The organism is Streptomyces flavofungini, assembly GCF_030388665.1.
GTDB classification, from domain to species: Bacteria; Actinomycetota; Actinomycetes; order Streptomycetales; family Streptomycetaceae; genus Streptomyces; species Streptomyces flavofungini_A.
The window spans coordinates 700,342-716,117 of the sequence record NZ_CP128846.1; the positions used below are offsets into that span (position 1 = coordinate 700,342).

The window sequence follows — 15,776 nt, forward strand, 5'->3', positions numbered from 1 at the left end:
CGGCCGGACGGGGTGAACCGGAGGCAGGCGCAGACGCCTTCGCCGGTGCGGGGGAACCGACGAAGAGCCGTTGGAGTGAACCTGCGCCTGCCTTCCCCGCACGACCGCTTGGCCTGCCCAGCTGTTCCGTCCGAGAGCCGCAGGATCGCCTTGGCGAACTCACGTACGAGCTTCGAGCAGGGCGCCGATACGGCTCCCGTGGGCTCTCGTCAGGCCCCGTCGCCCCCCTCAGGAAGGCATCACGCACATGCATCGATACGTTGCAGCCGTCGCCGCGCTGGCCGCGCTGGTGACCGGCCCCGCCGCCCCGTCGGCCGCCGCTTCCGCCCTCGCCTCCCCGTCGGCGCCTCCCCTGGCGGACCGGGCACCGCACCGCCAAGCCAAGAGCGTCCTCTTCGACATGTGGTTCAACGGACGGGCCGACTCACCGACCCTGAGCATCCAGTTCGGAGCCCACCGCTACACCCTCAAGGCGGACTGCGACAGCGACGCCTTGGTCGGGCAGCTCTACCACTCGACGACCGGCGTCGACCCCGCGGTCGGCCGCGCCTTCTCCGTTCCCTGCAACCGGGCCCCCAAGACCCTCAACTACCAGTTGCGGGGCGGTTTCTACTACTTCCACTTCATCTCCGGCGTCGACAACACGCACATCGTCGCCGACGGTGCCTGACCCAGGCCCCGGGCCTTCGCGCTCCCCGTACTCCCCCGAGAGACATCGCTCCCCGAGAGAAATCGGAGACTTCCCCATGCGCACTCTCCTCGCCACCGCCGCGGCGCTCCTCGCCGTGGGCCTCACCGCAGCCCCGGCCCAGGCGGGTGCGGCCCAGCAGCACGTGGCCGTGCCCTCCGCTCCGCACCTCGCCGCCGCTTCCGTCGACTTCGAGGTCCGGTTCAACACCTACGGCAACTCACCGAAGACGCATCGCCCACACCGTGACGGGCAGCAGGTCACGTTGTCCGCCTACTGCGCCGGCGACATCACTGCCGGGCAGCTCTACCACGTCACGTGGGGCCGCGACCGGCCCGTCGGGAACGTCGTCCGCATCCCCTGCGGCGGCAAGGCGACCCCCACTTACCACCTCAGCGGTGGGGAGTACTACTTCTACTTCCTGTCGGGCGTCGACAACACAAGGGTGGTCGGCGACTGGCACTGAGCCCAGCGGTTCACCGCGCCACGGCCGAGCAGTACGCCTCGTCGCTCGCCAGCAGGTTCCGGTGCGTGTCCTCGGCTGTGATGACCCCGTCGTCCAGGACCAGGACCCGGTCGGCCGCGTCCAGGAGGGCCGGGCTGCTGGTGATGACGAGCGTGGTGCGGCCCTTGCGCAGCTTCGCGATGTTGCGGGCGATGAGCTGTTCGGTGACCGCGTCGACGGCCGTCGTCGGGTCGTGCAGGACGAGGACGTCGGTGTCGGCGGCCAGGGCACGGGCCAGGGACAGGCGTTGGCGCTGGCCGCCCGAGAGGTTCGCGCCGCGGTCGCGGACGGCGTAGTCGAGTCCTTCGCGGTGCAGGGCGACGACGTCGGTCAGCATCGACGCCTCGACAGCCTCGGGGACCGTGCCGCTGGTGCCCGACGGGTCGATGTTCGAACGCAGGGTGCCCGCGAAGATCTCCCCGTCGTAGGGGTTCACGAGCAGGTGGGCGCGGACCGACTCGATCGACAGGTCCGCGAGGTCGCGCCCGCTGACCCGGACCACTCCCTCGTACGCGTCCGGCGGGACGTTCACGGCCAGGATCGCCGCGAGGTCGGCCGCCGCGCGCGGCTGGTAGGCGGCGATCGCCACGAACTCGCCGGCGGGCACCCGGAACTTGAGGTCGCGCAGCGGCCCGTGCCGGACGCAGTCGACCTCCAGGTCCCCGCCCGCGGCCGGCTGCTCGGCCCCCGGGGCGGTCACCGGCGGCGCGTTGAGGACGAGCGCCATCCGCTCGGCCGACGCCCGCGCGACCATCACGTACTTGGGCATCTCCGAGAACAGCTTCAGCGGCTCCATGATGAACTGCGCGAGGCCCACGGCCATGACGAGTTCGCCGATGTTGATCTGCCTGGTGAACGCCAGCCAGCCGGCCGTCAGGGTCACGGCGGCGGCGAGGACCGCGTTGAGGGCGAGGGCGGTGCCCGCGTAGACGCCGTTGACCTTGGCGACGGTGATCGCCTGGTGCTTGGCCTCCGTGCTGACCTTGCGGTAGGAGCCGAACGCCGCGTGGTTGCCGCCGAAGCCGTGCAGCGGGCGCAGGCCGGTGATCAGGTCGGCGACCTTCGCGCCCGCCCGCGCCACCCGGGCCTGCTGTTCGCGGGTGCTCGACCCGATCCGCTTGGACATCACGCTGAGGACCGACAGGATCGCGACGGTGCCGACGATCACGAGCAGGCCGAGCCTGAAGTCGGCGAGGCCGAGCGCGACGGCCGCGACGACGATCGCGACCAGCGAGCTGATCAGCATCGGCACGACTTCGACGATGTCGGCGGTCTGGTCGGCGTCCTCGGTGGCGATGGTCAGGACCTCGCCGGACTTCAGGTCGACGTCCCTGGCCACCGGCTGGAGGCCGCAGGCGGCGACCCGCACCCGCCAGCGGTGCGCCTCCGTCGTGTTGGCCTTCTGCAGGATCCGCATCCCGAACCGCCACGACAGCGACACCGTCGTGATGATCACGGCGAGGGCGCCGATGGCGACGGCGAGCGAGGCGAGGCTCCGGTTCTCCCGCAGCGTGTGCTCGACGATCAGGCCGAGCGCGATGGGGAAGGCGGTCTCCCCCGCCTGGTACAGGCCCATGAGGACGGTGCCCCCGGCCATGGCACCGAGGTTGCGCCGCAGTGCGGTGCGCAGGATGTCGGACCCCGGGCGGGGCCGCTGTGTGTCAAGAGTTGTCATCGAGGTGGCGGGCAATCGCTTCCGGGGTTCGCAGGGTGAACAGATCACGGATCGTGACCACAGGACCGTACTCGCGGCGGAGCAGCCCGATCAGGCGTACCGCCAGCATGGAGTGCCCTCCGAGGGACACGAAGTCGCTCACGGCGCTCACCTCGTCATCATCCAGGTCCAGGGCCTCGGCGAAGAACTCGCACACCACGGTCTCGGTCTCCGTCCGCGGGCCGCGCTCCCCCGCCGTGGTCAGCGCGCCGAGCGGCTTCGCCTCCGGCAGCGCCTTCGTGTCAGCCTTCCCGTTGACCGTCAGCGGGATGCTCTCGACCTGGGCGTAGTGCGTCGGGCGCAGGAAGTCCGGCAGGGCCGTGCCCACCTCGGCGGCGACCGCCGCCAGGTCCGCGCCGTCGAGGACCAGGTAGGCGGCGAGCCGGTAAGAACCGTCGACCTGCGGGTCCGGCTGGGCGACGGCGGCGACGAACCGCACGGCCGCATGGGCCGCGAACGCGGCCTCGACCTCGCCCAGTTCGACCCGGTGCCCCCGGATCTTGACCTGCTGGTCGGTGCGGCCCAGGTACATCAGGTTGCCGTCGGGGCGCCGCAGGACGAGGTCCCCGGTGCGGTACATGCGCGCGCCGGGCTCACCGAAGGGGCACGCCACGAACCGGTGGGCGGTCTGGGCGGGCTGTCCGAGGTAGCCGCGCGCGACGCCGACGCCCGCCACGTACAGCTCACCGGGAACGCCGTCCGGCAGCGGCCGCAGCCACGGGTCGAGGACGTACACGTCGGTGTTGTCGATCGCGACGCCCACCACCGGGTCCTGGCACTCGAAGGTGCCGACGCCGAGGGTGTTGATCGTGTACTCGGTGGGTCCGTACAGGTTGTAGCCGACCGTGCCCTCGGTGTCGGCGAGCCGCTGCCACAGGGCCGGGGTGACGGCCTCACCGCCGAGGAGCACGAGCGCCGGGCGCCTCTCGGGGTGGTCGAGCAGGCCCTCGGCCGCGAGCTGCTGCGCGTACGTCGGCGTCACGTTGATGACGTCGATGCCGTGCTCCAGGCAGTACGCGACCAGTGCGGGCGCGTCACGGCGCAGCTCCTCGTCGCAGATGTGCACCTCGTGGCCGTCGGCGAGCCACAGCAGCTCCTCCCACGACATGTCGAAGGCGAACGACACGGTGTGCGCGATCCGGAAGACCCGGTGGTCGTGGTCCGCGAGGACCGGCTCGAAGATCCGGCGCCGGTGGTTGATCAGCATGTTGGTGAGCCCGGCGTACTCGGTCACCACGCCCTTGGGCTTCCCGGTCGACCCGGAGGTGTAGATCGTGTACGCGGGGTGCCGGAGGCGGTCCGGGTCGTCGGGCGTGAACGTCACGAACGGCTCGGCCGCCGGCAGCGGCCGGTCCAGCTCGATCAGGTCGTCGGGGCCGAGCACGTCCCCGGTCAGCCGGGGCGACACCACGCTGACGGTGAGGACGACGTCCGGCCGCGCGTCCTCGACGATCGCGGCGATCCGCTCGTCCGGGTGGTCGAGTTCCAGGGGTACGTACGCGGCGCCGACGCGCAGGACGGCGAACAGCGCCACGATCGAGTCCAGCGAGCGCGGGATCGCGAGACCCACGTTCGTCTCCGGGCCGATGCCCCGCGCGGCGAGCACGCCCGCGACGGCGCGGCTGCGGTCCCGCAGCTCGGCGAAGGTCATGGTCGCGCCGTGGGCGACCAGTGCCACGCGCTGCGGGTCGCGGTCGGCCGCCCGGTCGAACCGGTCGACGACGGTGTCCGTGCCGACGTCCGTGCGCTCCTGCGGCTCGGGCTGCTCCCCGAGTCCCGGCAGCGCTCCGACCGGGCCGGTGGACCGGGCCAGGTCCTCGAGTACGCGGACGTAGTCGTCGAGGAGGCGGCGGGCGTCCTCGGCGTCGCCGTGGCGGTGCTCCAGCTTGACCGTGAGCCGGTCGCCGGGCGTGACGACCCAGGTGAAGGGGTAGTGGGTGGAGTCGTCGGCCGTCACCGACGTGATGCCGTGCCGGGAGTTCATCTCGGCGAACGCGTCCATGTCCAGGAAGTTCTGGAGCACGAACAGGTTGTCGAACAGCGTGTCGTGCCCGCTGGCCCGCTGGATCTCGCCGAGCCCGAGGTGCTCGTGCTCCATCGCCTCGACCCGGGCCGTCTGCACGGCCTCCAGGTACTGGCGGACCGTCGCCTCGGGCCGTGCCCGCGTCCACATCGGCACGGTGTTGAGGAGCACGCCGACGATGTCGGCCAGGCCCTCGCCGTCGCGGCCGGAGACGGTCACGCCGAACACGGCGTCGGCGCGGCCCGTGTGCGCGCCGAGCAGGAGCCCGAACGCGCCGGTCAGGATCGAGTTGAGCGTGACGCCGTGCGCCTTGGCCGCGTCCCGCAGCAAGTCGGACTGCTCGGCGGACAGGGTGCGCACGAGGGGCTCCGGCAGCTTCTGGGAGAGCGTCGGCGCCGGTCCGGCGAGCAGGGTCGGGCCGGGGAGCGCGGCCAGGTGGTCGGCCCAGAACCGTTCCGAGACGGCCGGGTCCTTGGCGGCGAGCGCGCGGGCGTGGTCCTCGAAGCTCGGCGTGGCCGGGGTCGGGTCGGGCAGTTCGCCCGCGAGGTTGGCCTCGTAGGCCTCGAACAGGTCCCGCAGCACGATCTCGCGGGACCAGCCGTCCCACAGCAGCAGGTGGTAGCTCAGCAGCAGGCCGTCGCGGCCGTCGGGAAGGCGCACCACGGTGAGGCGGATCAGCGGCGGCTCGCCCGGGTCGAAGCCCGTATCGCGGTCCTGGGTGCGCAGCGCCTCGACCTCGGCGTCCGTGGTCAGTTCGACGGTGCGCACGTCGACGCGGCGGCCCGCCGCCTTGAGGACCTGGACCGGGTTGCCGTCGTCGTCCGTGGCGAAGCCCGCGCCGACGACGGGGTGGCGCCACATCACGTACGACATCGCCCCGGCGAGCGCGTCGACGTCCAGACGCCGGTCGAACGTGAACCAGCTCTGCGCGACGTAGTGCCCGGCCTGGCCCGCCATCTGGGCCTGGAAGAACAGGCCGCGCTGCAGGGGTGTGACCGGCGCGGTGCGCTCGGCCGTCGCGGCGGCGTCGGCGATGCTCTCCAGGGCGCTGTGCCAGTGCTCGGTGATCGCGTCGGGGATGCCGTCGGCGAGCGTGAAGGCCGCGTGCAGCCTGCCCGTGTCCGCGTCGATCCACGCGTTGAGCTCGACGGCGTACGGGCTGTCCTGGTCGCCGCCGGTGAGGCGCAGCGCCTGGGACTCGCTGCCCCGGCCGAGGTAGTTGAAGAGCACCTGCGGGCGGGCGGCGAGCAGCGGGGCGGTCTGCGGGTTGAGGTACTTCAGCTGTCCGTACGCGACGTGGGCGCGCTCGTCCGGCTGGCGTTCGGCGACCTCGCGCGCCGCCGCGACGGGGTCGGTGTGCGCGGCGAGCCGCACGGGCGCGATGGCGGTGAACCAGCCGACCGTGCGCGTGTAGTCGTGGTGCTCCTCGACCGGGACCCGGCCGTGCCGCTCCAGCTCGACCGCGAGGTCGGTCGGCGTCGTCTGGATGTGGGTCAGCGCGGTGCGCAGCGCGCCGCACAGCAGTTCCGTGAGGCCGATGCCGAGGGCTGCGGGGGCGGTGCGGGTGACGCGGTCGGTGAGGTCCGGCGGGAGCACGACGGTGGTCTCGCGCGGGCTCGCGACGGCGGGGAGCAGCGCGGGGGCCTCCAGGGTGGCGACCCAGTGCCCGAGGCCGTCGGCCGTCTGCCCGGACCGGAGCGTCAGCGCCTCGGCGTACTCGGCGTACGACGTGGTCGGCGGCGCAAGATCCGCCCCGCCCATGGCGGTGGCCAGGTCGTCCAGGAGGACCAGCCAGGACACGGCGTCGACGGCGAGGTGGTGCACGGTGACGACCAGGGTGCGGCTCGCCTCCAGCCAGGAGAACGCGATGACGTTCCCGGACTCGGGGTCGAGCCGCCCGGCGGCCTCGTTCGCCACTGCCGCCGGGTCCGTGGCCCGCGCGCGTACGACGGTGACCTCGCGGGCGGGTTCGGTGCGCAGGGTCCAGACGCCGTGCTCCACGCGCAGCGCCAGGCGGAGCGCCGGGTGCGCGGCGACGACGGCACGCGCGGCGCGCTCGGCGTCGGCGAAGCCGGTGCCCTCGGGTGCCGTCAGCGTCCTGGCCTGGGCGAACCGGTCGAGCGTTCCGCCCAGTTCGCGCTGGCGCAGGATCATCGGGGTCGGTGGGAGCGGGCCGTCCGCACGGTGGGCGGGCGCGGGGGCCTGCGCGGCCCGCGGGGTGCGGGTGGCGAGGTGGTCGGCGAGTCCGCGTGGGGTCTTGAACAGGAACATGTCCTTCGGGGCGATGGACAGGCCCTGGGCCCTGGCGCGGTTGATCACCGTGATGGCGACGATGCTGTCGCCTCCGGCGCGGAAGAAGTCGGTGTCGGCGTTCACTTCGGCGCCGGGGAGCGCCTCGGCGAAGACGTCGACCAGCGCGGCGAGTGCGGTGTCGCCTGCGGGCGCCGCAGGGCGTGCCGCGGCAGGTGTGTTCTCGTCTGCGGGTGCGAACCGGCTGTTCGCGCAGTTCCCCGCGCCCCTGTCGGGGCCCTGTGCGGCAGCCCCCACGGCGCTCCGCGCGGCAGTCTCGGCCAGCGCCTTGCGGTCCAGCTTGCCGTTGACCGTCAAGGGCAGGGCCTCGGTCGTCAGGACCCGGCTCGGGACCATGTGGACGGGGAGCTCGGTGGCCAGGCGGGCGGCGAAGTCGCTCGGCACGCGGCCCACCACATGTGCCACCAGGTGGTCCCCGCTGTCCGCCACCGTGACGGCCACGTCGACCACGCCGTCCAGCTGTCGGACGGCGTGCTCCACTTCACCCAGCTCGATGCGGAAGCCCTTGAGTTGGACCTGGTCGTCGGCGCGACCCGTGAACTCGAGGTCGCCGTCGAGGGTGCGGCGGGCGAGGTCGCCCGTGTGGTACATGCGGGATCCGTCGCCCGCGAACGGGTCGGCGACGAAGCGGGCCGCGGTGAGTCCGGGCCGGCCGAGGTAGCCGAGGGACACCTGGTCGCCGGCGACGTAGATGGCGCCCTCGCGGCCCGGCGGCACCGGCCGGAGCCGGTCGTCGAGCAGGTAGGTGACGAGGCCCGGGACGGGGCCGCCGATCGGGCTGACGTCGCTTCCGGGGCCGAAGTCGTCGTCGGTCAGGACCCGGTGGGTGACGTGGACGGTCGTCTCGGTGATGCCGTACATGTTGACCAGCTCGGGGGTCGCGGTGCCGTGCCGCTCGACCCAGCCGCGCAGCCGCCCGAGGTCGAGGGCCTCGCCGCCGAAGATGATCCGGCGCAGCGCGGGGAGCGGCTCTCCGGTGTGCCGGTCGGCCTCGATGAACTGGTAGAAGGCCGACGGGGTCTGGTTGAGCACGGTCACGCCGCGCTCCCGGACCAGCTGGTGGAAGTCCACCGGGGAGCGGGTCAACGCGTAGTCGGGAAGCAGCAGTTCACTGCCGTGCGCGAGCGCGCCCCACAGCTCCCAGACCGCGAAGTCGAAGGAGAACGAGTGGAACTGGACCCACACGTCGTCGGGCCCGAAGCCCATCTCGGGCCGGGTGTTCGCGAGCAGCGTCACCACGCTGGAGTGCGGGACGACGACTCCCTTGGGCCTGCCGGTCGAGCCGGAGGTGTAGATCACGTACGCGGGGTCGTGCCAGTCGGCCGCGGGCCCGGTGGTGCCCTGCGGCTGCCCGTGCCCGGGCTCCGGTTCGTCCCCGTGCACGAGGACCCGCGCCGACACCCCCGCCCGCGCCAGCAGACCGGTGAAGCGGTCGCGCTGCTCCCGGTCCACGAGGACGACCTGCGGGGCCGCGTCGGTGAGGATGTACGCGAGGCGGTCGTCGGGGTGGGCCAGGTCGAGGGGGACGTACGCGCCGCCCGCGGTGACGACCGCGACCAGGGCGACGACCTGCTCGACGGAGCGCGGCACGGCGACGGCGACCCGCCGGCCGGGGCCGACACCGGCCGCGCGCAGGGTGGCGGCCAACGCGTTCTTCGCGGCGGCCAGTTCGCCGTACGTCAGGGACCGGGTGTCCCCGTCGAGGCCGCACTGGGTGACGGCGGTGGCGGCCGGGTCGCGGTGCGCGGCGGCGTCGAAGAGTCCGGCGAGGGTGGTCGGGGTGAGGGGCGCGGGCCGCGGGGCGTCCTCGGGGGCGAGGTCGCCGACCAGGGCGTCCGGCCGGGTGAGCAGGCCGGTGAGGGTGTGTGTGAAGGTGCGCAGGATGTCCTGGGCGCTGGACTCGCGCAGCAGCTCGCCGTCGTAGATCAGGTTGAAGCGGGGGCGGCCGTCGAGGGTGCGCTCGACCACGAGCGTCAACGGGTAGTGCGGGGCGCCCTCGTTGACGATGTCGGCGATGACGAGGGTGTCGTCGGGCCCGCGCAGCGCGGCCACGTCGGTGGCGACGTCGAAGACCACCAGGGTGTCGAACAGGGAGCCGGAGCCCGCCTGGCGGCCGATCCGCGCCAGCGACACGTGCTGGTGCGGCAGGACCGTGCTCTGGTGTTCCCGCACCGAGGCGAGCAGGTCGCCGGAGGTGGTCGATGCGGACCAACGGGCGCGCACGGGAATGGTGTTGATGAACAGGCCCACCATGTCCTCGATGCCGGGCACGTCGGCGTCGCGGCCGGACACGGTGGAGCCGAAGACGACGTCCTCGGTGCCGAGGATGCCGCCGACCGTCACCGCCCAGGCGCTGTGCACGGCGACGCTCAGCGGCACTCCGGCACAGCGGACGGCGGCGTCGATGTCGCCTTGCGCGTCCACGGCGGTGTCGGCGAACCGGTCGGAGGGGGTGTGCCCCTCGGCGACCAGCGACGGGCCGGGCAGCTCCGCGAGCTCGCCGCGCCACACCCGGTCGCTCTCGTCGTCGTCGCGTCCGGCGAGCCAGCTCACGTAGTCGGAAAAGCCGCCACGCGGGTACACGGTGCCCGGCGCGTGGTACTCGGCGAGCAGGGAGCGCAGCATCGGCGGCACGGACCAGCCGTCGGCGATGATGTGGTGCACGGTCTGCACGAGCACGGTGCGGCCGGCGCCCGCGCGGACGAGCGTGTAGCGCATCAGAGGGCCGGTGGCCAGGTCGAACCCGGCGCGGCGGTCCGCCTCGGCGAGGTCGCGCAGCTCGTCGCCGGTGATGCCGGGGCGGTCCAGGGTGGTGAAGGGCGCCTCGGTCCCGCTGTCGAGGACGGAGACGACGCGGCCGTCGCCGAGGGCCACGAAGCGCGCGGCCAGGTTCGGGTAGAGCGTGAGCAGCCGGCCGGCCGCCGCCGCGAGCCGGTCGGCGTCCACCTCGCCGTCCAGGGTGAGGAGTTGCTGCTCGACGTAGGCGCCGGTGGAGTCGTCGTCGAAGACGGAGTGGAAGTACAGGCCCTCCTGCAGCGGGGTCAGCGGCAGGATGTCGCGCAGCGCCGGTCCGTCCAGGGCGTCGACGTCGGCCTGGGTGAGCGGCACCAGGGGGAAGTCGCTGGGCGAGTGGCCGCCCTCGTCGAGCGCGGCGAGTCCGGCGAGGGCCACCCGGAAGTAGTCCCCGATCGTCGTGATGTCGTCGTCGGTGAACATCCCGTCGGGCCAGGAGACGGTGGTGACCAGTTCGTACGCGCCGCTCGCCGCGGGCTCGGCGATGGCGTTGAACTCCAGGGCGCGGGGCAGACGCATCCTCGGGTCGCGCTTCTCACCCAACTGCCCGGTGGTGCCCGCCAGTTGCCAGTCCCCGGACCCGCCCGCGTCGAAGCGGCCCAGGTAGTTGAAGAGCACCTGCGGCGCGGGCGCGTCGAAGGCGGTGTCGTGGAGGTACCGCAGGGCGCCGTAGGAGAGGCCGTTGCCCGGCACCCGGGCGAGGTCGTCCTTGACGGCCTTGAGGGCGGCGGCCAGGTACGCCGGTGCCGTCAGGTCCGGCGCCGTGCCGGGGTCGACGGTCACCGGGAACAGGGTGGTGAACCAGCCGACCGTACGCGACAGTTCGGGTTCGAATCCCGCCGCGCCCGCCACGAAGCGGCCCTCGCGGCCGTGGCCCTCCAGCTCGATGTGGGCGTGGCTCTGGTCCTGGCCGAGGTCGCGGCGCCAGCGGGCGAGAGCGACGGCGAGCCCGGTGAGGAGGACGTCGTTGACGCCCGCGTGGAACTTCGCGGGTATCTCGCCGAGGAGGGCGGCCGTGACCTCGGGGCCGACCGTGACGGTGCGCACGCGCTCCCGCTCGACGGTGTCGGTCGCGGTGAGCGGCCGCCTGGCCAGCGGCAGGTCGGGACCCGGCAGGGGCTGCTGGAAGTACGCCCGGTCCGCGTCGAAGTCCGCGTTCGCGAGCAGCTGCGTCCAGCGCCGGAACGACGTGCCCACCGGGGGCAGTTCGATCGGCGCGCCCTCGCCGACCTGGCGCCACGCCGTCGTCAGGTCCTCCATCAGGATCCGCCAGGACACGCCGTCGATCACCACGTGGTGGACGACCAGGACGAGCTGCCGCTCCGCGCGGCGCCACACGGCGCGCAGCATCACACCGTTGTCGGGGTCGAGGCCGTCGGTGGCGAGCGCGACGCACGCGTCCGGCGGCAGGTCGCTCTCCTGCCAGGCCACGGCCGTCTGGTCGGCCTCGGGGATGTCGAAGCTCCAGCGGTCGCCGCGTACCAGCCTGGCGCGCAGCATGGGGTGGTGGCGGACCAGGGCCGACAGGGCCTGGTCGAGGGTGTCGGCGGTCAGGGCCGCGGGGGTGTTCAGGACGACGGACTGGACGAAGCCGTCGATGGCGTCCGTGGTCTCGCCGAGCCACTGCACGATGGGCGAGCCCACGACGGTGCCGGTCGCCGTGTCGCCGTGGTCCACGGCTGTGACGTCCTCGCGGCTCGCCACCGCCGCGAGGGCGCCCACGACGCTGTGCGTGAAGATCTGCCGTGCCGTGACGAAGAGGCCCGCCTCGCGCAGTGCGCTCAGGAGCGAGATCGCGAGGATGCTGTCGCCGCCGAGCTGGAAGAAATCCTGGTCGACTCCGACCTCGTCGAGCTGGAGGAGAGTCGCGACGGCCGCGCACACGGCGCGTTCGTTGTCGGTGGTGGGCGCGAGGACCGCGCCCGTGCCGACCGTGGGTTCCGGCAGCGCGTTGCGGTCGAGCTTGCCGTTCGCGGTGAGTGGGAACTCGGTCATCACGACGAGGTGGGCGGGCACCATGTACTCGACCATGTGCGCGGCGGCCCAGGCCTTGACGTCGTCCGCCCGCAGGTCCTCGCTGCCCGCGGCCGGAATGACGTACCCGACGAGGTAGGTGCCGCCCGCCGCGTTCTTCTTGGCGACGACGCAGGTGTGGCGCACCGAGGGGTGCTCCGCGAGGCCGGCCTCGACGTCCTCGATCTCCAGGCGCATGCCGCGGATCTTGATCTGGTTGTCGGCGCGGCCGAGGAAGTCCAGGGAGCCGTCGGGGGCGAAGCGCGCGAGGTCACCGGTCCGGTAGAGGCGCGAGCCGTCCCCGGCGAAAGGATTCGCCACGAACCGGGAGGCCGTGAGGCCCGGCGCGTTCACATACCCGCGCCCCAGCAGGAACCCACCGACGTACAGCTCGCCGCCGACCCCGACCGGCACCGGGCGCAGCTCGTCGTCGAGGACGTACAGCTGGGTGTTGGGGTTGGCCTTGCCGATGGAGGTCGACAGGCGCTCGGCCTCGCCCCGGTAGATGACGTGGGAGACGCCGATGGTCGTCTCGGCCGGGCCGTAGCCGTGGTACATGGGGATGTCGAGACGGGTGCGGAAGCGTTCGTACAGCTCCGGGGTGAGCACCTCGCCGCCGCACCACACATGGCGCAGGCTGTCGAGGCGGCCGGAGTCGCCGGCCATCTCCAGCAGGACGTCCAGCATCGACGACACCAGGTAGGTGAAGGTGACGCGCTGCTCGGCGATGACGCCGAGGAGGTGGTGCGGGTCGCGTTCGCCGCCGGGCCGCAGGACCACCAGCCTGCCGCCGCACACGAGCGGCAGGAAGATCTCGTTGATGGAGATGTCGAAGGACAGCGGCGCCTTGAACAGCGACGCGTCGTCGTGACCGAAGCCGAGGATCTCGCCCACCTGCCACAACAGACGCTCGCTGATGGCCTCGTGGCGGATCATCGCGCCCTTGGGCCGTCCGGTCGAGCCGGACGTGAAGATCACATACGCCAGGGCGTCGCCGGGGACGATGACGCCGGTCGGATCGGAGGGGTAGGCGCCGTACGCCCAGTGGTCGAGGTCGACGGCCACGGCGTCCGGCTCGCTCGCGTCGTGCTCGCCGGTGGCGTTGAGCTGGAGGACGACGCGGGCGTCGTCGATGACGACGGCGCGGCGCGCGGCGGGCCACTGCGGGTCGAGCGGCACGAAGGCACAGCCCGCCTGGAGGACGCCGAGGAGCCCGATCACCATCTCGGCGGAGCGGCCGAGGGAGATGCCGACGACCTGTTCGGCGCAGAGGCCGCGGCCGAGGAGGTGGTGGGCCAATTGGCTGGAGAGTTCAGCTGCTTGACGGTACGTCAGTGAGCGGCGCTCGTCGACGATGGCGACGGCGTCCGGCCGGATCCTGGCCTGCTCGCGGAACATCTCCACGATGGTCGGGCGGACCCGGTCGGCGTCGGTGTCGTTCCACTCGGCCAGGGCCGCGAGCCGGTCCGCGGGGCCGGAGGGGCCGACGGTGCCGAGGGGCCGGTCGGGGAAGTCGGCCAGGTCGTCGAGCGTGAGCTGCGCGTCGGCCAGGTCGACGCCGTCCGGCACGGCGACGCTCCAGCCGTCCGCACCATCCGCGCCGGCCGGGCAGACACGCCAGTCCTCCGGCCCCGCCCCGCCGTTGTCGATCCAGCCGAGGACGTCGGCGAAGAGGGTCCCGGGGGTGAGGTCGATGCCGTCGGGGCTCCGGCCCGTCGCCCAGTACGCCAGGGCGAGGGCGCAGGCTTCGGCGAGGGTCCTGTCGGAGTAGTCGCCCGTGCGCCGACGCGCGTCGGCCAGGCGGGCGGAGGAGAGGAGCACGAGGCGTGCGCGCGATTCCATCGTCGAAGACCCGGCGTTCACCGAAGACCCAGCATTCATCGAAGACCCAGCTTTTCTTTCCAAGGGCCGAAAGGGAGCCCAGCCTTACTACGGATTGCCTAACTGCCTTCTCGCCAGGCCCGCCAGAGCCGCGCGTACCGGCCGCCGAGGGCCACCAGTTCGTCGTGCGTGCCCAGTTCCACGACGCGCCCCGCGTCGAGGACGGCGATGCGGTCGGCTGCCATCGCCTGGGTCAGCCGGTGCGCCACGAACAGCGTGGTCCGTCCCGCGCACGCGGCGAGCACGGCCCGCTCCAGGTCGGCGGCGCCCTCGCTGCCCGCCTCCGCGGTCGACTCGTCGAGCACCACGACGGGCGTGCGGCCGAGCACGAGCCGGGCCAGGGCGATATGGGCGACCTTGGTGACGTCGAGGCGCTCGCCGCCCTCGCCGACCATGGTGTTCAGGCCCTCGGGCAGCGCCTCGACCCAGCCGTCGGCGCCGACGGTGCGCAGCGCGTCCATCAGCTCGGCGTCGGTCGCGTCCGGCGCGGCCAGGCACAGGTCGTCGGCGAGCGGACCGGAGAACACATGCGTCTCCTGCGTCAGGATGCTCACCAGGGCCCGTGCCCCGGCCTCGTCCAGACCGGCCAGGTCGGTCGACCCGATCCGCACCGCGCCGGCCTGCGGGGTGCCGATGCCCGCGATCAGCGCGGCGAGCGTGGACTTGCCCGCGCCCGTCGCGCCCACCAGGGCGAGTGAACCGCCCGCCGGGATCGTCAGGTCGACGTCCCTGAGGACGGGTTCGTCGGTGTCGGGATAGCTGAAGGTCAGGCCGGTCACGGTCACCGGGTACGACAGGGCCTCGGCGGGGGCGACGGCCGTGTCGCCCACGAGCCGCTCCTCCGCCTCCTCGCCGAGGACCCCGACCAGACGCGTCAGGCTCGCACCCGACTTCTGCGCCTCGTCGAAGGTGAACATGATGGCACCCAGCGGGGTGAAGAGCCGGTGGAACATCAGCGGGGCCGCCGACACCTGGCCCAGCGTCGCGGCGTCGGCCTCCAACAGGGCGTATCCCACCACGATGATGAGGACGAGACCGATGAACTCGGCGCGATTCTCCCGGCCGACGAACCGGCCGAAGAACCGGAACACCTCGATGCCGTACTCGCGCACCCGCCAGGACTCGCTGGTGACCTTCTCGCGGAAGGTGTCCTCCAGGCGGTACGCCCGGACGGTGTCGATGCCGTTGAGGCCGCTGATGAGCGCCTGCGCGCGGTCGGCCTGGGCCACCCGCTGCTTGCGGTAGAGCGGGGCGGACCGGGGCAGGTACCAGCGCAGGGCCAGGGCGTACGCGGGCAGCGCGCCGGCGCCCGCGAGGCCGAGCCGCCAGTCGAGACCGAACATGCCGACGGTGGCGATGAAGACGAGGACACCCGCGGAGAAGACCGTGGGGATGGCCATGCGGATGCCCTTGGACAGGACCGCCACGTCGTCCCCGACCCGGGACAGCACGTCCCCGCGGCCGACCTGCTCGATCCGCGCGCTCGGCATCCCGAGGACCGCGCGGACGGCGCCCTCGCGAAGCCGTGCGAGCAGATCCGCGCCGAGGCGTCCGATGAGGTAGGTGGAGGCCGCGGTGGCCACCGCGCCGAGCAGCGCGGCAGCCACCATCAGCACACCGATCCTCAGGAGCATCGAGCGCGGCTCGCCCTCGACCACCCCGTCGACCACGCGGCCGAGGAGGAGCACGGGCAGCACCTGGAGCGCCGCCCCGGCCACTGTGGTGAGCACGGTCGCGGTCGCCAGCCAGGGCACTTCACGGCAGCGTGCCGTGACCCATCGGGTGGCCTCGCGTCCGCCCGCCGTGCGCAGGGTCGCCGGGGCGACCCTCGTGTCGGTGGTGCTCACAC

The 15,776-nt window shown here is 72.9% G+C and carries 5 protein-coding genes; 2 read left to right on the forward strand and 3 right to left on the reverse strand.

Annotated features, from left to right (window positions below):
• The first annotated feature begins 247 nt into the window (after positions 1-247).
• Together QUY26_RS03060 and QUY26_RS03065 are read left to right on the forward strand one after the other, a co-directional pair.
• Positions 248-670 (forward strand): hypothetical protein, encoded by a 423-nt coding sequence (locus QUY26_RS03060; RefSeq protein WP_289943544.1) that lies wholly within the window; start codon positions 248-250, stop codon positions 668-670.
• Positions 671-746: 76 nt separating this feature from the next.
• Complete coding sequence (locus QUY26_RS03065; RefSeq protein WP_289943545.1) at positions 747-1,154, forward strand: hypothetical protein; 408 nt, start codon at positions 747-749, stop codon at positions 1,152-1,154.
• Positions 1,155-1,164: 10 nt separating this feature from the next.
• Here QUY26_RS03065 and QUY26_RS03070 read toward each other — a convergent pair whose 3' ends face one another.
• From QUY26_RS03070 to QUY26_RS03080, 3 genes are all read right to left on the reverse strand, one after another.
• Complete coding sequence (locus QUY26_RS03070; RefSeq protein ID WP_289943546.1) at positions 1,165-2,868, reverse strand: ABC transporter ATP-binding protein; 1,704 nt, start codon at positions 2,866-2,868, stop codon at positions 1,165-1,167.
• Entirely contained in the window at positions 2,855-13,888 is an 11,034-nt protein-coding gene (locus QUY26_RS03075) for a non-ribosomal peptide synthetase (protein WP_289943547.1), read from the reverse strand. The genes QUY26_RS03070 and QUY26_RS03075 overlap by 14 nt, the downstream gene beginning before the upstream one ends.
• Before the next feature lie 98 nt (positions 13,889-13,986).
• Positions 13,987-15,774, reverse strand: coding sequence for an ABC transporter ATP-binding protein (locus QUY26_RS03080; RefSeq protein WP_289943548.1), 1,788 nt, complete (start codon positions 15,772-15,774; stop codon positions 13,987-13,989).
• Positions 15,775-15,776 lie beyond the last annotated feature (2 nt).